The following is a 17,048-nucleotide window of genomic DNA, read 5'->3' as shown; positions in this document are numbered from 1 at the left end:
GTGTAGAGCCGAGCATGGACTCGGCTCTACACGATCAACGCAGCGATCAGCCGGCTGGCGCCGGGTCCGGCAGGATCACCGCCGGCTGCGTCCAGAGGTCGAAGAAGGCGGACGCAAACGCATTGGCCTGCACATCATCGGCCACCGGCGACTGTCCGCTCAATTGCGCACGGGTCTTCACGAACTCCTGCCACAGTTTCAGGCTGGCCTTCTTCAGGCGCTTCTGCTCGCCTGCATCGGTTGCGGCAAGGTACTGCGCGTACAGCTCGCGCATCGGTTTGCCCTGGGCCTCATAGGCCGCCGGAAGCGGCGGCAGCTGGGCGGCAGTGAAAGCCACCGATGCTGCCGGCGGCCGGTAGCCATCCGGCCCGAAAGCCTCCTTCAGCTCGTCCCCGGCATCCAGGTATTCGAAGAAGCCAGGCACATTGTAGAGCTTGGTCCGGTAGTCGGACGAGGTATCCGGGCTGCTGGAGACCACCGTGTCAGGCAGTTCGTCCTTCAGTCCTGCGTCCCAACGGCGCGGAATGAAGAAGCCGGTCGCCTTCACGTAGGGACCCTCGATCTCCACATCGTTCAGTTCGATCTTCGATGCCAGGTTGCCGGTATTGGTTTTGCTGGTGACGTACTGCTCGGTGACGATCACGTACTCGGCCATGGCCGGGTTGATCAGCCCGCCGATCCCGTCGGCGTAGACAACCATGCGTACGCTGCCGATCTTCTCGCTCTGCAGCCGGTACTGGCCCAGCTCCAGGACCAGGGGCATGGAGGTATGCGGCGGCAGGGTATGCACCTGCTGGTCGACCGACAAGGTCAGCGGTGCATCCGTCGGGTTGTCGATCTCGAAGTCGACGGTGGACCGGCTGCAGCCGGCAGAAAGCAGCACGGCCGCGATGTACGGCAGAAAGCGTTGGAAGCTCATGTTCATCCTTGAAGTGAAACGGAAACAGCCGGGCCTTGCCCGGCTCCCTGGGAATCAACCCGATTTGCGCCGGAACAGCAGTCCGGACACCGCCAGCATCACGATCGGTGGCAGCGCATAGGCAATGCGGTAATCGAACTTCAGCGCGCCGGCCATGCGGCCGAAGAACAGCTGCAGCAGCCAGAAGCCCAGCGCGAACAGGATGCCCAGGAACAGGCGCTTGCCCATGCCGCCGCTGCGCAGCGAACCGAACGCGAACGGCACCGCCGCCAGGCACAGCGCCAGCACGTTCAACGGGTAGAACCAGCGGCTCCAGTACACGTCCTCGAAGTCACGCGCGTCCAGCCCGTTGCGCTGCCGGTAGGTGATGCTGGTGCTCAGTTCGGCCAGGCTGAGGTTGCGCGGCTTGGCGATGCCGGTGGCCAATGCGGCCGCATCCAGCTTCGAATTCCACGGTTCGCGCGCGATTTCCTGGCGGGTCGCCGAGCGCTCGCCGAAGGTATCGCGACGTACCCCGGTCAGCACCCAGCCATCCCTGTCATGCTCGGCGGTGTCGGCATGGGTCAATGAGGCGATGCCCCCGTTCTCGGCGATGCGGTACAGGCGCACGTCGCGCAGGATCAGGCGCGTGCCCTTGTCGCCGACCAGCTGCTCCTCGCCGCTCTGCGCGTTGAGGAAGGTATCGCCCTCGCGTGCCCACAGGCCCGAGTAACGGCTGGTGGCGATATCCCGCCCCCACTTGGCGCTGGACTTCAACGCATCGGCGCGGTCCTGGCCCCAGGGGCCCAGGGTCTCGGCGCTGAACACCATCACCGCGGTCAGCAGCGACAGCGCGATCGCCACTGAAACGCTCAGGCGCTTGCGCGACAGGCCCAGCGCTCGCAGCGCGGTCAGCTCCGAGGTCGCCGCCAGCTGGCCCAGGCCCATCAGTGCACCGATCACCGCGGCGGTGGGGAACATGGTGTAGGCGCGGCGTGGCACCGTGTACAGCACCCATGCGGCGGCATGGCCCAGCGTGTAGCCGTTCTTGCCGATGTCCTTGAACTCGCCGGAGAACGCCATCACCACGTCCAGGCCAACCAGCACGGCCCAGGTCAGCAGCACCGTGGTGAACACCGACCGGCCCAGGTACAGGTCGAAACGCATCGGGCGCAGCCTCATGCGCGGGCTCCCTTCGAGCGGCCCAGGCGGCCATCACGTGCATACATCCAGATTGCCAGCGCCAGCAACGGCAGGGTCAACCACCACAGGCCGAGCGCTGGGGGGATCTTGCCGTTGGCGATCCAGCCGCTGCCGATGAACATCAGATTGGTACCGACCATGTAGGCCATCAGCGCCAGCATCATGCGGCCGTAGCGCTGCTGGCGCGGCGAGCTGCGGCCCAGCGGCACGGTCAGCAGGGCGAACGCCAGCGCGATCAGCGGCGGTGCCAGGCGGCGGTGCAGCTGCGCCTGCGCCTGCGGACGCTCATCGCCGATCAGCTGCAGGGTCGGCATCAGTTCCGGGTCATCCTCGGTGCGGGTCTGCGCGCCATCGGGCAGGGCCACGTCATTGCGGGCGAAGGTCGCCAGGCGGTAGTCCAGGCCACCGGCCACCGGCCCTTCCACCTGGTGGCCGTCATCCAGCTCCAGGAAGCGCTGACGGGTGCCCTCGAAGAACATGCGGCCGCCATTGGCCGACACCACCTCCAGGCGGTCATCCTTCTGGCGCTGCAGGAACACCTTGCCCAGCTGGGTGCCATCGGGCGAGATCGAGGACAGGTAGACCACGCCGCCATTGGGCAACGGGGTGAAGCGGCCCGGCTCCAGACCGGCCATCAGCACGCTGCGGTTGGCCTCGATGATCATCTGCTCGGCCACCCGGCCGGCCCACGGGCCCAGCCACAGCGAGCAGGCGCCCACCAGGGCCACCACCGGCACCACCAGCATCAGCAGTGGCCGCAGCAGTCGCTTGGGGCCGACACCAATGGCGGTGATCACCGCCATTTCCGAGTCGCGGTACAGGCGGGCGATGGCCAGCAGCAGGCCCAGCATCAGCGCCAGCGGCAGGATCAGCGGCAGGTAGGCGATGAACTGCAGGCCCAGCTGCGAGAACAGCAGCTTGGCCGGCAGGCGCCCGTCGGCGATGTTGCCGAGGATGTCCACCAGCACGCCGCCCACGCTGACCACCAGCAGGACGATCAGGGTAGCCAGGAAACTCTGGACGAAATCGCCCAGCAGGTATCGGTCGAGCTTCAGCATGGGGCGGTGGTTTAAACTCTGGGGTTCGTTCGCGGTGCCGCCCAGTCTACTGTCTGGGCGTAAACGGCCTGCGATTGTACGGACTCGCCAATGGAATCTGCTCAATGGCCCTCGAATTCACCCTGAACCACGTTGCTCCGGCCGCCGCCACCGTCGATTGCCTGGTGGTTGGCGCGTATGCCGACCATACCCTGACCCCGGCCGCACAGGCCCTGGACGCCGCCAGCGGTGGCCGCCTGGCCGCCCTGGCCCAGCGCGGCGACCTGTCCGGCAAGACCGGCGCCACCACCCTGCTGCATGACCTGCCGGGCGTGACCGCCCCGCGCGTGCTGGTGGTCGGCCTCGGCGAAGTCGCCCGTTTCGGCGTGCCGCAGTACCTGAAGGCCGTCGGCGACGCCGTGCGCGCGCTGAAGGTCGGTGCTGCCCGCAGCGCACTGTTCACCCTGTCCGAAGTGGCGGTGAAGGACCGCGACGCGGCCTGGGCGATCCGCCAGGCGGTGATCGCCGCCGATCATGCCGCGTACCGCTACACCGCCACCCTGGGCAAGAAGAAGGCCGACGACGCCGGCCTGGCCCAGCTGGCCATCGCCGGTGACGACGCGCAGGCCCTGGCCCAGGGCCAGGCCATCGCCGCCGGTGTCGAGTTCGCCCGCGAGCTGGGCAACCTGCCGCCGAACTACTGCACCCCGGCCCATCTGGCCGAGGTCGGCGTGAAGTTCGCCGGCGAGCACGACGGTGCCGAAGCCGAGATCCTCGACGAGCACCAGATGGAAGCGCTGGGCATGGGCTCGCTGCTGGCCGTGGCCCGCGGTTCGGCCAACCGCCCGCGCCTGGTGGTGCTGAAGTGGTCCGGTGGCGGCGACGCCAAGCCGTACGTGCTGGTCGGCAAGGGCATCACCTTCGATACCGGTGGCGTCAACCTGAAGACCCAGGGCGGCATCGAAGAGATGAAGTACGACATGTGCGGTGGCGCCAACGTCATCGGCACCTTCGTCGCTGCGGTCAAGGCCAAGCTGCCGCTGAACCTGGTGGTGGTGGTGCCGGCGGTGGAAAACGCCATCGATGGCAACGCCTACCGCCCGTCCGACGTGATCACCTCGATGTCGGGCAAGACCATCGAAGTGGGCAACACCGACGCCGAAGGCCGCCTGATCCTGTGCGACGCGCTGACCTACGCGCAGCGCTTCGAGCCGGCCGCGCTGGTCGACGTCGCCACCCTGACCGGTGCCTGCATGGTCGCCCTCGGCCACCAGACCGCCGGCCTGATGAGCAAGCACGACGACCTGGCCAACGAGCTGCTGGCCGCCGGCGAGCAGGTGTTCGACCGCGCCTGGCGCCTGCCGCTGTGGGACGAGTACCAGCCGATGCTGGATTCGACCTTCGCCGACGTCTACAACATCGGCGGCCGCTGGGCCGGCGCGATCACCGCCGGCTGCTTCCTGTCGCGCTTCGCCGAAGGCCAGCGCTGGGCCCACCTGGACATCGCCGGCGTGGCCAGCGATGAAGGCAAGCGTGGCATGGCCACCGGCCGCCCGGTCGGCCTGCTGAGCCAGTGGCTGCTGGACCAGGCCGCCCGCGCCTGATGCCGTACCCGACCCTGGCCGGCGCCCGCCGGCCAGGGCCTCGCCCGGCACTGCCGGGCCCCTGCCTGACCCGGACCCTGCCATGCCCCGCGCCGACTTCTACCTGATCGCCAAGCCCCGCTTCCTGACCGAGCCGTTGCGCCTGGTCTGCGAGCTGGCGCGCAAGGCCAACGACGCCGGGTTGTTCACCCTGGTGCTGGCCCGCGACCAGGCCCAGGCCGAGGAGCTGGACGAACTGCTGTGGGCGTTCGACAACGATGCCTACATCCCGCACCAGATCGCCGGCGAGGACATGGACGAGGAAGAAGCCCTGGTGCTGATCGCCGTGCCGGGCACCGAGGCACCGGCGCGCCCGCTGGTGATCAACCTGCGCGATGAACCCTGGCTGGGCGAGTGCGAGCGCGTGCTGGAAGTGGTTCCGGCCGACCCGGAAGCGCGCGAACCGCTGCGCGAACGCTGGCGCCAGTACAAGACCGCCGGTTACGACCTGAACAAGCACGACATGTAAGTCCAGCGAGGACCCCTTGATGCGCCTGTTGATCGCCCTGATTCTTCCCTGGCTGTCCTTCTTCACCATCGGCCGGCCGTTTGCCGGCATTGTCTGCCTGATCCTGCAGATCACCCTGATCGGCTGGCTGCCCGCCGCCATCTGGGCCGCCTACGCGGTCAGCCAGTACCACACCGACCAGAAGATCCGGCGCGCCCTCGGGCCGCGCTGATCTCCCTTCCGCCTTGATTACCGGTTCCCCCGCATGACCCAACTCGCCTCCAGTTACGACCCGAAGTCCTTCGAGACCGACCTCTACGAGGCCTGGGAGAAGGCCGGCCACTTCAAGCCGTCCGGCACGGGCGAGCCTTACACCATCCTGCTGCCGCCGCCGAACGTGACCGGCACCCTGCACATGGGCCACGCCTTCCAGCAGACCCTGATGGACGCGCTGGTGCGCTACCACCGCATGCGTGGCTACGACACGCTGTGGCAGGTCGGTACCGATCATGCCGGCATCGCCACCGAAATGGTGGTCAGCCGCAACCTGGCGCTGGAAGGCAAGGGCGAGACCCGCGATTCGCTGGGCCGCGAAGGCTTCATCGGCAAGGTCTGGGAGTGGAAGCAGCAGTCCGGCGACACCATCGAACGCCAGATGCGCCGCCTCGGCACCTCCGCCGACTGGTCGCGCAGCACCTTCACCATGGACCCGCAGCCGTCGGCGGCGGTCAACGAGGCCTTCGTGCGCTGGTACGAGCAGGGCCTGATCTATCGCGGCCAGCGCCTGGTCAACTGGGACCCGGTGCTGAAGACCGCCATTTCCGACCTGGAAGTGGAAAGCGCCGAGGAAGACGGCTTCCTGTGGTCGATCGCCTACACCCTGGATGAGGGCCTGAGCTACGAGCACGTCGAGCGCGATGCCGACGGCGTGGAAACCCTGCGCGAAACCCGCGACTACCTGGTCGTCGCCACCACCCGCCCGGAAACCCTGCTGGGCGATACCGCGGTGATGGTGCACCCGGAAGACGCGCGTTATGCGCACCTGATCGGCAAGAGCGTGGTGCTGCCGCTGACCGGCCGCCGCGTCCCGGTGATCGCCGACGACTACGTGGACCGTGCCTTCGGCACCGGCGTGGTCAAGGTCACCCCGGCGCACGATTTCAACGACTATGAAGTGGGCGTGCGCCACAGCCTGCCCATGATCAACCTGTTCACCCCGGTGGCGGCGCTGAACGAGAACGCGCCGGAGCGTTTCCAGGGTCTGGACCGCTACGCCGCGCGCAAGGCCGTGCTGGCTGAGCTGGAAGACCTGGGCATCCTGGTCGAGACCAAGGCGCACAAGCTGCAGGTGCCGCGCGGCGACCGTACCGGCCAGGTGATCGAGCCGTACCTGACCGACCAGTGGTTCGTGAAGATGGACGACCTGGCCAAGCGTGGCCTGGAGCTGGTCGAAGACGGCAGCATTTCCTTCGTGCCGCCGAACTGGATCAACACCTACCGCCACTGGATGAACAACATCCAGGACTGGTGCATCAGCCGCCAGCTGTGGTGGGGCCACCGCATTCCGGCGTGGTTCGACGAAGCCACCGGCAGCTGCTACGTCGGTCGCAGCGAAGAGGAAGTGCGGGCGAAGCACAACCTGGGCAGCGACGTGGTGCTGAACCAGGAAAGCGACGTGCTGGAGACCTGGTTCTCCTCGCAGCTGTGGCCGTTCTCCACCCTGGGCTGGCCGAACGAACAGGCCATGGCCGAGCGCGGCTTCGACCGCTACCTGCCGTCGTCGGTGCTGATCACTGGCTTCGACATCATCTTCTTCTGGGTGGCGCGCATGATCATGGCCACCGACAACCTGGTCGGGAAGATCCCGTTCAAGGACGTCTACTTCACCGGCCTGATCCGCGACGGCCAGGGCCAGAAGATGTCCAAGAGCAAGGGCAACGTGCTCGATCCGCTGGACATCATCGACGGCATCACCATCGACGATCTGGTCGCCAAGCGCACCGGGGGCCTGATGCAGCCGAAGATGGTGGAGAAGATCGAGAAGGCCACCCGCAAGGAATTCCCGGACGGCATTGCTGCCCACGGTGCCGATGCGCTGCGTTTCACCATCGCCGCGCTGGCCACCCACGGCCGCGACATCAAGTTCGACATGAACCGCGCCGAGGGCTACAAGAACTTCTGCAACAAGCTGTGGAACGCCAGCCGCTTCACCCTGATGAACACCGAGAGTGCAGCGTTCACCGGCGTGCCGACGCCGCGCACCGATGCCGAGCGCTGGATCCTGGCGCGCCTGGCGGCGGTGTCCACCGAGGCGCAGGGCCACTACGCCAACTACCGCTTCGACCTGCTGGCGCAGTGCCTGTACGAGTTCGCCTGGAACGAGTTCTGCGACTGGTTCCTGGAGCTGAGCAAGCCGGCACTGAATGGTGCCGATGCCGCCGACGCCGAAAGCACCCGCCACACTCTGCTGTACGTGCTGGAAGCGCTGCTGCGCCTGCTGCACCCGCTCACGCCGTTCATCACCGAACAGCTGTGGCAGCAGCTGGCCCCGCGCCTGGGCCTGGCCGAAACCACGCTGTCGCTGCGCCCCTACCCGACCGCCGCCGAGTTCGAAGGCGATTTCACTCAGGCTGAAGCCGACGTGGAATGGTTGAAGGCGGTGATCAGTGCCGTGCGTCGCGTGCGCAGCGAACTGAACGTGGCCCCGTCCAAGCTGGTGCCGCTGCGCCTGCAGGCCGGTCTGGAGCAGGACCGCGTGCGCATCGAACGTTTCAGCGCCTCGCTGTCGTTCCTGCTCAAGCTGGACAGCATCCAGTGGCTGGCTGAAGGCGAAAGTGCACCGCCGGCTGCCGCCGCGATCGTCGGTGAACTGAAGCTGCTGGTGCCGCTGGAAGGCCTGGTCGATCTCGACGCCGAGCGTGCCCGCCTGGACAAGGAGATCAAGCGCGTGGAAGGCGAGCAGGAGAAGAGCGAAACCAAGCTCGCCAAGTTCACCGACAAGGTGCCGCCGGCGGTGGTCGAGCAGGAACGCGTGCGCCTGGTCGACTGGAACACCCAGCTGGCCGGCCTGCGCGAACAGCGCGCGAAGCTGTAAGCGCGTCACTCTGGTGCGTGCCAACCAAGGTTGGCACCTACCACGGTGGGAGAGGTTGGCACCTACCGAAGCGGAATCGGAAACGCCGGGCGATGCCCGGCGTTTCCATTTCTCCCGCATGGCATCATCGGCGGATGCCGCTTTCCATCTTCCTGCTGGTTCTCGCCGCTGCAGCCCTGCACGCCAGCTGGAACGCGATCGTCAAGCGCGGGCCGGACAAGTTCCTCGGCACCGTACTGGTGACCGGCAGTGCCGCGCTGCTGTCGGCTGCCGCCCTGCCCTTCCTGCCATTTCCCGCCGCGCACAGCTGGCCGTGGCTGAGCGCGTCGGTGCTGCTGCAGGTGACCTACTACGGCCTGGTCGCACGCTGTTACCAGCAGGTCGACATGAGCCTGGCCTACCCGCTGATGCGTGGCAGCGCGCCGATCCTGGTCGCGTTGGCGGGCACCCTGCTGGGCGAGCAGCTGCCGCCGGCAGCGTGGCTGGGCGTCGTACTGGTCAGCACTGGCATCCTGTGCATGGCATTGGGTGCACGTGGCGGTCAGCTGCGCCTGCCGCTGCTGACCGGGGCGATGATCGCCACCTACACGCTGGTCGATGCGCAGGGCGCGCGCCAGTCCGGCAGCGCACTCAGCTATACGTTGTGGCTGTTCCTGCTGTCGGGCATTCCACTGCCACTGTGGGCGCTGTACACGCGCCGCGGCGCGGTGCTGGACTATGCGCGACAGCACTGGCCGCTGGGGCTGGCCGGTGGCGTCGGCACCACCGCCTCGTATGCGATGGCGTTGTGGGCCATGACCCAGGCGCCGGTGGCGATGGTCTCGGCGTTGCGCGAATCGTCGATCCTGTTCGCGTTGCTGATCTCGGTGTTCCTGCTGCGCGAACGGATTCCGCGCGCGCGCTGGCTGGCGGCGGCGTTGATCGTCGGGGGGGTGTTGGCACTGCGGCTGGCGTGAGGAAAGCGTGCCAACCAAGGCTGGCACCTACCACGGTAGGTGATGTATCGATGACAGCGGAGATCCATCGGTAGTGCCGGCCGCTGGCCGGCAACCCTGCTCCGTTACAGCGGCGGCATCGCCTGCAGGTCGCCGTCGACCAGTTCGATCGCCATCACCACCGCGTCTTCGCGGCCCTGTGCGGCCGGGTAGTAACGCGGGCGGCGACCGATCTCGTTGAAGCCTTCGCTGTGGTACAAGGCCAGCGCAGGTGTGTTGGACGGACGCACTTCCAGGAACACACGCTGCGCCCCGCGGTCGCCGGCCAGCTGTACCAGCGCGCGCAGCAACTGACGTCCGAGCCCACGCGACTGCGTCAGTGGATCGATGCAGACGTTCAGCACATGGGCCTCGTCGGCCGCGATGCTGAGCACGCCATAGCCGATCAGCTGGCCATCACGCTCCATGGCCAGGCCCGGATAGCCCGCACGCAGGCAGTCGACGAAGATGCCGCGGGTCCAGGGAAACGGATAGCCGCGTACTTCAATCGCCATCACCGCGTTGAGGTCGCTCTCGCGCAGCGCGCGCAGGCTGACCGGACCGGGCTGGCTGACCGCACTCATGGCGCACCCCGCTTGCGCAGGGCGCGCAGCTGCGGCCACAGCGCGCGCTTGGCGGCCGGGTCCTGACGCAGCTGGTCCAGCGGCCAGCTGTCCATCAGCGCCTGCGTGGCCGGATCATTGGGATTGCAGCCGGACGCGCGCAGCAAGGCGATCTGCAGGCGATCCGGCAGGCGCACCACCGGCTGCCGGGCATTGCCGCCAGGCAGCGGCCGGGCAGCCGCGGGCGCGGTGTCCGGTGCGCTGACCGGGGTCTCGCGACGCGCTGGCGCCGGGCGTTCCTGGCGGGAAACCGGTGCGGCCGCAGCCAGAGGTTCGCGCGCGGGTGCGGTTGACGCCCGCGCCTGCTCCGCCGCTGGTGTGGCAGCCGCCTCGGCGTCGGCCACGCTCAGCTGCAGCGCGGCATCCAGCTCGGCGGCCAGCTGGCCGTCGTGATAGACGGTGTAGCCCATGGCCTGCAGCCAGGCCTGCTGGGCCGGTGACCACAGCACGGGCAGGTCCTCGCTCACGCGGCCTCGGGCTTCTTGCGCAGGCGCTGCACGGCCCACATCACCGGGCCCGACAAGGCGTACAGGATGCCCACCGCGAACAGCACGCGCGGCAGATCGATGACCGCAATGGCGATCGCCACTGGCACCAGGGCCAGTACCAGGAACGGCACGCGGTCGGAGCGGGTGCCCTTGGCGCCGCCGCCCTTGAAGCTCCAGAAGCGGATGCGGCTGACCATCAGCAGCGCCGCGATGATCGTCACCGCCAGCGCCACGTAGCGCAGCTGGTTGCCGTCCCAGCCCAGGTTGCCATCGGCGAACGCCCAGACGAAGGACATCATCAGGCCGGCTGCGGCCGGGCTGGCAAGGCCGACGAACCAGCGCTTGTCGACCACCGCTACCTGGGTATTGAAGCGGGCCAGGCGCAGCGCCGCGCAGGCGGCATACAGGAAGGCCACGGCCCAGCCGACGCGACCCAGCAGCGGGTCGTCGAACTTCAGCCACGACAGCGACCAGTGGTACATCACCAGCGCCGGGGCCATGCCGAAGCTGACCAGGTCGGCCAGCGAGTCGTACTGCACGCCGAATTCGCTGCTGGTGCCGGTCAGGCGCGCCACGCGCCCATCCAGGCCATCCATCACCGCCGCCACGAACACGGCGATGCTGGCGTTGACGAAGTCCCCGTTGGCCGCGGCGATGATCGCGTAGAAACCGGCAAACAGGCCGGCGGTGGTGAACAGGTTGGGCAGCAGGTAAATCGTGCGCGAACGCGGCGGCGGTGTGATCGGGTCCATGGAATCCAGTTTAATCGACTTGCCAGTGCTCGGCGCCAATGCTGCAATCGGCGTTCTACGCCCATTCCGTGGAGTTTGCCATGCGTGCCCTGTCCTGCCTTGGATGCCTGCTGCTGTTGGCCAGTGCCAACGCCGTGGCCGGCCCGGTCTACAAATGGAAGGACGCCAATGGCGTGACCCAGTATTCGGAGACCCCGCCGGCGGGCAGGAAGTTCGAGACCCGGGCGCAGGCGCGCAGTCCCCAGGCGGCGGCCAGCGCCGAGACCCCGGCCGCGCCGGTGCCCGAGCAGTGCAGCACCGCCCGCGCCAACCTGGCCCTGCTGGACGGCGGCGGCCAGGTGATGCAGGACACCGATGGTGATGGCAAGGCCGATACCCCGTTGGCTCCGGAGCAGCGCAGCGCGCAGAAGGGATTGGCTGAAGCCGCCATCAAGGCCTACTGCCCGGCGGAGTGAGGGTTATCGGCAGGGCTTGCAGCCCTGCACCCGCAGAGGCGGTAGCAAGGGCAACGTCAAGAGCGGGCATTCCGTGGAATGGCGGGGCGGTGTCGGAGTGCGGGGACGCCGCAAGTACGTCCCTGTAGGCTTGGCAGCCGCATCCATGCGGCTGACACCCCGCAATCCGACACCGCCCCACCCCCGACAGATTCCCGGTGGTCAGTAGATCCACGCCATGCGTGGATGAATCTCCATGGAAATTGAATAGTTCGAGAATTGATCGAACAGCAACCGAGCATGGCTCGGCCCTACAAACGAAGGCGGGGTGGGTCCGGTTGCGGGGGCCTGAGCGCCATCGATGGCGCGACCGAGCCACAGGGACGTATTACGGCGTCCCCCGCAACCGGACCCACCCCGCCATCCCACGGGAAGCCCGCTGTTGCAGTTGCAGTTGACGTTGCTTGAGGCGGGTGCAGGGCGCAGCCCTGCCGATACCCCTCCCCCCGGCCGGGCTGGCAGAATAGGCGTCTCTGCCGTTATCCGAAGCCGACGATGCGCCTCTCCCAGTTCCACCTGCACACCACCAAGGAAACCCCCAGCGACGCCGAGCTGACCAGCCACCGGCTGATGCTGCGCGCGGGCATGATCCGCAAGCTGGCATCAGGCCTGTACACCTGGTCGCCGCTGGGCCTGCGCGTGCTGCGCAAGGTCGAGCGCATCGTGCGCGAGGAAATGGACCGTGCGGGTGCCGTGGAATTCCAGATCCCGACCATCCAGCCGAAGGAACTGTGGGAGCAGACCGGCCGCTGGCAGAAGTTCGGCCCGCAGCTGTTGAAGATCAAGGACCGCAAGGACCAGGTGTTCTGCTACAGCCCGACCGCCGAAGAAGCCGCCTGCGACTTCGCGCGCAGCGAGCTGTCCAGCTACAAGCAGCTGCCGGTCAACTTCTACCAGGTGCAGACCAAGTTCCGCGACGAGATCCGTCCGCGCTTCGGCGTGATGCGTTCGCGCGAGTTCCTGATGAAGGACGCCTATTCGTTCCACCTGCACGATGAGTGCCTGGTGCGCGAGTACGAGAACATGAAGTCGGCCTACAGCCGTATCTTCACCCGCCTCGGCCTGGACTTCCGCATGGTGCAGGCCGACTCCGGCGCGATCGGCGGTGATGCGTCGCAGGAATTCCACGTCATCGCCGATTCCGGCGAAGACGCGCTGGTGTTCTCCACCGGTTCGGACTACGCGGCCAACATGGAAGCGGCGATCGCTGCCGATCCGGCACCGCGTGCGGCCGCCAGCGAAGCCATGCGCAAGGTCGATACCCCCACCCAGAAGACCTGCGAGGATGTCGCGGCGCTGCTCGGCATCGACCTGCAGCGCACGGTGAAATCGGTGGCGCTGATCGCCGGCGAAGGCAAGGCACAGCAGTTCGTGCTGCTGCTGGTACGCGGCGACCATGAGGTCAACGAGATCAAGCTGGCCAAGGTTGCCGGCCTGGACGAACAGCGCTTCGCCAGTGAGGCGGAAATCGCCGAGCACCTGGGCAGCGTGCCGGGCTTCCTCGGCCCGGTCGCCCCGGCCAAGGCCATCCGCGTGGTGGCCGATCGCGAAGTGGCGGCGATGTCCGACTTCGTCGTCGGCGCCAACGAAGCCGGTTTCCACCTGGCTGGCGTCAACTGGGGCCGCGACCTGCCGGAACCGGAAGTGGCCGACATCCGCAACGTGCGTGCCGGTGACCGCGCGCTGGACGGTGGTGAACTGAAGATCGCCCGTGGCATCGAAGTCGGCCACGTGTTCCAGCTCGGCCGCAAGTATGCCGAAGCGCTGGATGCCACCGTTCTGGACGAGAACGGCAAGGCCGCGGTGATGGCGATGGGCTGCTATGGCATCGGTATCTCGCGCGTGGTGGCTGCCGCGATCGAACAGAACCATGACGATGCCGGCATCATCTGGCCGGACGCGATGGCGCCGTGGCAGGTGGTGGTGTGCGTGATCAACCCGAAGGGCGACGCCGCCGTGGCCGACGCCGCGGCCAACCTGCTGCAGGAGCTGCGCGATGCGGGCCTGGACGCGGCACTCGACGACCGTGGACTGCGCCCGGGCGCGATGTTCGCCGACATGGAACTGATCGGCATCCCGCACCGCGTGGTGGTCAGCGAACGTGGCCTGGCCGCCGGCACCTACGAGTACCGTTCGCGCCGCGCCAGCGAAGCGGAAAGCCTGGACAAGGCCACCCTGCTGCAGCGCCTGCAGGGTTGATCAGGAAAAGACCGGGGCATGCCCCGGTCTTTTTTTTGCCTGACGCCCATTTGAGCAATATTGCAGCGGACATAATCCGGTCAAAATCGACGCAATGCAGCCGGGATGCTGCCAGGCCATGACCGCTCTGCATTTGTGCTGGGATTAATTCATCTTTATTCTGTCCCGCGACGCCAGGGACTGGCTCGTCCCGTCCACTTATTAGTTTCCGGAGTAACCGTAAATGAGCATTGACCTGACCGGCCTGTCGGCACGCGAGCTGGGCGCCCTGATCCGCACCGCCAAGAAACAGCAGACCATCGTCGCCAAGCGCCGGCCGATCACCAAGGTCCGGGCACAGCTGACCAAGCTGGCCAAGACCGAGGGTTACACCATCGAGGAACTGTTTGGCGACGCCCCGGCCCCCCGCGCGCGCAAGGTGGCCAAGGCCGCCAAGGCACCGTCGAAGACCGCTGGCCGCAAGCTGGGCAAGGTTGCGCCGAAGTACCGCAACCCGGCCAATCCGAAGGAAACCTGGACCGGCCGTGGCAAGCAGCCGCGCTGGATGGCCGAGCTGACCGCCAAGGGCAACAAGAAGCCGGAAGATTTCCTGATCAAGAAGGCCTGAGGCCGGATCGGGATGCAATGAAAAACGCCGGCGAAAGCCGGCGTTTTCATTCCCCGGAAAGGAAAGGTGTGTGGACCAACGGTCCACACCCACAGGAAGCAGCCCAGAGGGCGATTACAGGGTTTTGCGGGCCGGCATCAGCAGGTTGCCGAACAGCAGGCCAGCGACCAGCGCCATCACCACGTTGAGCACGGTGAGGAACACGCTCTGGCCGGCACCCACGTCCTGCTGCTGGACCAGGGTCAGCACGCCGCGCAGGCTGGTGCTGCCGGGCACCATCATGATGATGCCGGGCAGGCGGATGATTGCGCCCGGGCGGCCGACGAGGCGGCCGAACAGATTGCCACCGGCGGTCAGCAGCATCGCCGACAGGAAGATGCCAGCCGGCGCGCCCCAGGCGTGGCCACCGAACTTGGAGATGGCATAACCAGCCACCGAGGCGGCGATCACCCACGGATAATCGCGGCGGTTGGCCTTGAACAGCATCGCGAAGGCAAACGCTGCGGTCAGCAGTGAGCCCCACTCCACCCACGGCCCCTGCGGCCGCGTGGCGCGGATCACCGGATCGAGCCCGAGCACGTCGGCCAGGGTCACCGCGATCATCGCGCCGACGCTGAGCTTCATGATGGTGGTCAGCGCGCCGGCAAAGCGCGCGGTACCCGACACCCAGTGCTGGCTGGCCAACTCATTGACCGCATTGGTCAGCGACATGCCGGGCAGCAGCACCACCAGCGAGGCGATGATCACCGTGTTGAGGTTGAGCGCGCCGATGAAGGACGCCACCAGGGTGGCGACCAGGCCGGCCAGCAGCGCCGCCAGCGCCTCGGCGGCTTCGCGGGTGGCCGGGCGACGGTCGGTGACCATGCCGAGCAGGCCGATCATCAGGCCGATGACACCGGCGGTGGCAATGTCCAGCCACGGCAGCTTCCACATGCCGGCCACACCGGCCGCGCCGAGGGTGAACGAAAGGATGGTGCGCAGCTTGCCGCGCCGGCCCGGATCCTTGTCCAGCTGGCGCAGCGCGGTGTGGCCCTGGGCGATGCTCATCCGCCCGTTGGCCACTTCCTCGGCGATATGATCGGCCACGCTGAGCTTGTGCAGGTCGTTCTCGCCGGGGGCCAGGCGGATCACGCGGGTGATGTCACTGGAGCCGATCGCCTGCGCAGGGTCGCTGAAGCTGAGGATGATACCGGTGGGATTCGACCACGGTTCACAATCCAGATCGAGCTGGCGGGCCAGTGCCACCACTGCCGTTTCCAGGCGCTGGGCCGTTGTGCCGTAGCTGTGCAGGCGTCCGGCGATCTCGGAAACGAAGGCCACGCGCTGCGCGTAGGTGGCCTGGGGCGTGGGGATCGTGTGAGCGTCTGCGGACATGCGCCGTAGTATTACCTAGGCTGGGCCTTACCGGAGAAATTCATCCGAGTTCGACGCGATGCCCAATACAGAACGGTTATGCTGCGACCCGAATGGCCCAAGTGACCCCGAACCACGCCCCCCAGCTCGAACAGGATGCCCATGACCCGGGCGTGATCCGCCTGTCCGGCACCTGGACCTTGAAGACCGCGCTGGCCGCGGCCGAAGTGCTGCGCGGCGTTCCCGACACGCTGACCGGCATCGATGCCACCGCCATCGAGAAGATGGATTCGGCCGGCGTGCTGCAGGTGCTGCGCGTGGCCCATCGCGCCGACCTCGGTGAGGACGCACTGAAGTTCCGCCCGGACCACCAGGCGCTGGTGTGCACCATCGAGGAAGTGGCCGACGACCGGCCCAAGCCCAAGCGCGATTTCGGCGTGCTGGCCGCGCTGGAACGGCTGGGTGTCAGCGTCCATGCCACCGGCCACAACATCAAAGCGCTGTGCAGTTTCCTCGGCGAGAACCTGGTCAAGGCCGCACGCCTGGTCAAGGAACCCCGCCGTTTCCGTCTGACCGCCACCGTGCACCAGATGGAGCAGGTCGGGCTGGATGCGGTACCGCTGGTGGCGCTACTGTCCTACCTGGTCGGCGCGGTGATCGCCTTCCTCGGCTCGACCATCCTGCGCGATTTCGGCGCCGAGATTTACGTGGTCGAGTTGGTCAACATCGCCTTCCTGCGCGAGTTCGCGGTGCTGCTGACCGCGATCGTGCTGGCCGGCCGCACCGCCAGCGCCTTCACCGCGCAGATCGGTGCGATGAAGGCGCGCGAGGAAATCGATGCGATGCGCACTCTGGGCCTGGACCCGATCGACCTGCTGGTGCTGCCACGGCTGCTGGCGCTGCTGGTCACCCTGCCCCTGCTGACCTTCATCGCCATGGTCGCCGGTCTGGCCGGCGGCATCACGGTGGGTGCGTTCGACCTGGATATTCCGCCGCAGATGTACATCGCGCGCATGCACGAGACGATGGAAGTGCGCCACATGCTGGTCGGCCTGTCGAAGGCGCCAGTGTTCGCGCTGGTGATCGGCCTGATCGGCTGCCTGGAAGGCCTGAAGGTCGAAGGCACTGCGCAGTCGGTCGGCGAACGCACCACCTCCAGCGTGGTGCAGACGATCTCGCTGGTGATCATCATCGACGCCTTCGCGGCGTTGTGGTTCATGCACATGGACTGGTGA

Annotated in this window: 16 protein-coding genes; 9 read left to right on the top strand and 7 right to left on the bottom strand. The window is 67.2% G+C overall.

Going from position 1 to position 17,048, the window contains the following annotated elements; translation table 11 throughout:
• Nucleotides 1-46: 46 nt before the first annotated feature.
• The 3 genes from ACZK3J_RS02850 to lptF are packed head-to-tail and all read right to left on the bottom strand — an operon-like array spanning nucleotide 47 to nucleotide 3,159.
• On the bottom strand, nucleotides 47-919 hold the full coding sequence (locus ACZK3J_RS02850; RefSeq protein WP_478476400.1) for a hypothetical protein: 873 nt from the start codon (nucleotides 917-919) through the stop codon (nucleotides 47-49).
• Between the two features lie 54 nt (nucleotides 920-973).
• Nucleotides 974-2,080 (bottom strand): LPS export ABC transporter permease LptG, encoded by a 1,107-nt coding sequence (gene lptG, locus ACZK3J_RS02845; protein ID WP_049424937.1) that lies wholly within the window; start codon nucleotides 2,078-2,080, stop codon nucleotides 974-976.
• On the bottom strand, nucleotides 2,077-3,159 hold the full coding sequence (gene lptF, locus ACZK3J_RS02840; RefSeq protein WP_100437851.1) for an LPS export ABC transporter permease LptF: 1,083 nt from the start codon (nucleotides 3,157-3,159) through the stop codon (nucleotides 2,077-2,079). Before lptF ends, lptG begins: the two co-directional genes overlap by 4 nt.
• Before the next feature lie 104 nt (nucleotides 3,160-3,263).
• Here lptF and ACZK3J_RS02835 point away from each other — a divergent pair, with 104 nt between their 5' ends.
• From ACZK3J_RS02835 to ACZK3J_RS02815, 5 genes are all read left to right on the top strand, one after another.
• Entirely contained in the window at nucleotides 3,264-4,742 is a 1,479-nt protein-coding gene (locus ACZK3J_RS02835) for a leucyl aminopeptidase (protein ID WP_100437850.1), read from the top strand.
• Between the two features lie 82 nt (nucleotides 4,743-4,824).
• Complete coding sequence (locus tag ACZK3J_RS02830) at nucleotides 4,825-5,250, top strand: DNA polymerase III subunit chi (protein ID WP_032128006.1); 426 nt, start codon at nucleotides 4,825-4,827, stop codon at nucleotides 5,248-5,250.
• A 19-nt stretch (nucleotides 5,251-5,269) separates the two neighbouring features.
• A complete protein-coding gene (locus ACZK3J_RS02825) occupies nucleotides 5,270-5,461 on the top strand; it encodes a YqaE/Pmp3 family membrane protein (protein ID WP_012510005.1) in 192 nt (63 codons plus the stop codon).
• A 33-nt stretch (nucleotides 5,462-5,494) separates the two neighbouring features.
• On the top strand, nucleotides 5,495-8,323 hold the full coding sequence (locus tag ACZK3J_RS02820; RefSeq protein WP_100437849.1) for a valine--tRNA ligase: 2,829 nt from the start codon (nucleotides 5,495-5,497) through the stop codon (nucleotides 8,321-8,323).
• Nucleotides 8,324-8,457: 134 nt separating this feature from the next.
• Nucleotides 8,458-9,279 carry an EamA family transporter gene (locus tag ACZK3J_RS02815; RefSeq protein WP_100437848.1) on the top strand — a complete coding sequence of 274 codons (822 nt, stop codon included), beginning with the start codon at nucleotides 8,458-8,460 and terminating at the stop codon, nucleotides 9,277-9,279.
• A gap of 104 nt (nucleotides 9,280-9,383) precedes the next feature.
• Here ACZK3J_RS02815 and rimI read toward each other — a convergent pair whose 3' ends face one another.
• From rimI to pssA, 3 genes are read right to left on the bottom strand one after another with little or no spacing between them, the layout of a single operon-like run.
• Nucleotides 9,384-9,881, bottom strand: coding sequence for a ribosomal protein S18-alanine N-acetyltransferase (gene rimI, locus ACZK3J_RS02810; RefSeq protein ID WP_032128003.1), 498 nt, complete (start codon nucleotides 9,879-9,881; stop codon nucleotides 9,384-9,386).
• Nucleotides 9,878-10,387, bottom strand: coding sequence for a hypothetical protein (locus tag ACZK3J_RS02805; RefSeq protein ID WP_100437847.1), 510 nt, complete (start codon nucleotides 10,385-10,387; stop codon nucleotides 9,878-9,880). Before ACZK3J_RS02805 ends, rimI begins: the two co-directional genes overlap by 4 nt.
• Nucleotides 10,384-11,160, bottom strand: coding sequence for a CDP-diacylglycerol--serine O-phosphatidyltransferase (pssA, locus tag ACZK3J_RS02800; protein ID WP_019660986.1), 777 nt, complete (start codon nucleotides 11,158-11,160; stop codon nucleotides 10,384-10,386). The genes ACZK3J_RS02805 and pssA overlap by 4 nt, the downstream gene beginning before the upstream one ends.
• An 80-nt stretch (nucleotides 11,161-11,240) precedes the next feature.
• Between pssA and ACZK3J_RS02795 the strand changes: the two genes are divergently transcribed.
• The 3 genes from ACZK3J_RS02795 (at nucleotide 11,241) to ACZK3J_RS02785 (ending at nucleotide 14,460) form a co-directional block, all read left to right on the top strand.
• Nucleotides 11,241-11,615, top strand: coding sequence for a DUF4124 domain-containing protein (locus ACZK3J_RS02795; RefSeq protein WP_100437948.1), 375 nt, complete (start codon nucleotides 11,241-11,243; stop codon nucleotides 11,613-11,615).
• Between the two features lie 534 nt (nucleotides 11,616-12,149).
• On the top strand, nucleotides 12,150-13,853 hold the full coding sequence (locus tag ACZK3J_RS02790; RefSeq protein ID WP_032128001.1) for a proline--tRNA ligase: 1,704 nt from the start codon (nucleotides 12,150-12,152) through the stop codon (nucleotides 13,851-13,853).
• 223 nt (nucleotides 13,854-14,076) lie between these two features.
• Nucleotides 14,077-14,460: an H-NS histone family protein gene (locus ACZK3J_RS02785; RefSeq protein ID WP_049398421.1), complete on the top strand. Its 384-nt coding sequence runs from the start codon at nucleotides 14,077-14,079 to the stop codon at nucleotides 14,458-14,460.
• A 114-nt stretch (nucleotides 14,461-14,574) separates the two neighbouring features.
• On the opposite strand, the gene ACZK3J_RS02780 is transcribed toward ACZK3J_RS02785, so the two are convergent.
• Nucleotides 14,575-15,834, bottom strand: a complete 1,260-nt coding sequence (locus ACZK3J_RS02780; RefSeq protein ID WP_049398420.1) for a threonine/serine exporter family protein — start codon at nucleotides 15,832-15,834, stop codon at nucleotides 14,575-14,577.
• Between the two features lie 92 nt (nucleotides 15,835-15,926).
• On the opposite strand from ACZK3J_RS02780, the gene ACZK3J_RS02775 reads away from it, so the two are divergent.
• Nucleotides 15,927-17,048: an ABC transporter permease gene (locus ACZK3J_RS02775; protein ID WP_032127999.1), complete on the top strand. Its 1,122-nt coding sequence runs from the start codon at nucleotides 15,927-15,929 to the stop codon at nucleotides 17,046-17,048.

This window comes from Stenotrophomonas sp. 86428_Sma (assembly GCF_056481585.1).
The sequence above is the reverse complement of the archived record's forward strand: the minus strand, read 5'-3'. Positions and strand labels throughout refer to the sequence as shown.

What these genes read in the sequence shown, in the direction of transcription:
- ACZK3J_RS02850 (WP_478476400.1), bottom strand. Translation starts at nt 919, where the DNA reads ATGAGCTTCCAACGCTTTCTGCCGTACATCGCGGCCGTGCTGCTTTCT.
- lptG (WP_049424937.1), bottom strand. Translation starts at nt 2,080, where the DNA reads ATGAGGCTGCGCCCGATGCGTTTCGACCTGTACCTGGGCCGGTCGGTG.
- lptF (WP_100437851.1), bottom strand. Translation starts at nt 3,159, where the DNA reads ATGCTGAAGCTCGACCGATACCTGCTGGGCGATTTCGTCCAGAGTTTC.
- ACZK3J_RS02835 (WP_100437850.1), top strand. Translation starts at nt 3,264, where the DNA reads ATGGCCCTCGAATTCACCCTGAACCACGTTGCTCCGGCCGCCGCCACC.
- ACZK3J_RS02830 (WP_032128006.1), top strand. Translation starts at nt 4,825, where the DNA reads ATGCCCCGCGCCGACTTCTACCTGATCGCCAAGCCCCGCTTCCTGACC.
- ACZK3J_RS02825 (WP_012510005.1), top strand. Translation starts at nt 5,270, where the DNA reads ATGCGCCTGTTGATCGCCCTGATTCTTCCCTGGCTGTCCTTCTTCACC.
- ACZK3J_RS02820 (WP_100437849.1), top strand. Translation starts at nt 5,495, where the DNA reads ATGACCCAACTCGCCTCCAGTTACGACCCGAAGTCCTTCGAGACCGAC.
- ACZK3J_RS02815 (WP_100437848.1), top strand. Translation starts at nt 8,458, where the DNA reads ATGCCGCTTTCCATCTTCCTGCTGGTTCTCGCCGCTGCAGCCCTGCAC.
- rimI (WP_032128003.1), bottom strand. Translation starts at nt 9,881, where the DNA reads ATGAGTGCGGTCAGCCAGCCCGGTCCGGTCAGCCTGCGCGCGCTGCGC.
- pssA (WP_019660986.1), bottom strand. Translation starts at nt 11,160, where the DNA reads ATGGACCCGATCACACCGCCGCCGCGTTCGCGCACGATTTACCTGCTG.
- ACZK3J_RS02795 (WP_100437948.1), top strand. Translation starts at nt 11,241, where the DNA reads ATGCGTGCCCTGTCCTGCCTTGGATGCCTGCTGCTGTTGGCCAGTGCC.
- ACZK3J_RS02790 (WP_032128001.1), top strand. Translation starts at nt 12,150, where the DNA reads ATGCGCCTCTCCCAGTTCCACCTGCACACCACCAAGGAAACCCCCAGC.
- ACZK3J_RS02785 (WP_049398421.1), top strand. Translation starts at nt 14,077, where the DNA reads ATGAGCATTGACCTGACCGGCCTGTCGGCACGCGAGCTGGGCGCCCTG.
- ACZK3J_RS02780 (WP_049398420.1), bottom strand. Translation starts at nt 15,834, where the DNA reads ATGTCCGCAGACGCTCACACGATCCCCACGCCCCAGGCCACCTACGCG.
- ACZK3J_RS02775 (WP_032127999.1), top strand. Translation starts at nt 15,927, where the DNA reads ATGGCCCAAGTGACCCCGAACCACGCCCCCCAGCTCGAACAGGATGCC.